The following is a 330-nucleotide window of genomic DNA, read 5'->3' as shown; positions in this document are numbered from 1 at the left end:
GCGCGCTCGCTCACTCGGCCGTGCATCGGGCTGCGGCAGCGCCTTGCGGTCGATCTTGCCGTTCGGCGTCAGCGGCAGCTGCGGCAGCACCATCACACGCGACGGCACCATGTAGTCCGGCAGCACCGGGACCAGCGCTGCGCGCAAGCTCGCGCCATCGAGTGCATCCTCGCCGCTGACATAGCCGACCAACTGCCGGCTTCCGCCCAGCTCCCGCGCCACCACGACACTGTCGCGCACCCCGGCCTGCTCGCGCAGCCGCGCCTCGATCTCGCCAAGCTCGATGCGATGGCCGCGGATCTTGACCTGATGATCGGCGCGGCCGACATG

1 protein-coding gene is annotated in these 330 nt (G+C 70.6%); it reads right to left on the bottom strand.

The window, feature by feature from the left end; all coding sequences use genetic code 11:
• A partial coding sequence (locus HL671_RS37925; RefSeq protein ID WP_172244280.1) for an AMP-binding enzyme occupies positions 1–330 on the bottom strand: 330 nt, incomplete at both ends.

Source organism: Bradyrhizobium denitrificans, assembly GCF_013179005.1.
In the GTDB taxonomy this organism is placed as follows: Bacteria; Pseudomonadota; Alphaproteobacteria; order Rhizobiales; family Xanthobacteraceae; genus Bradyrhizobium; species Bradyrhizobium denitrificans.
Note: the sequence above shows the minus strand (reverse complement) of the source record. Positions and strands in the feature narration are given on the sequence as shown.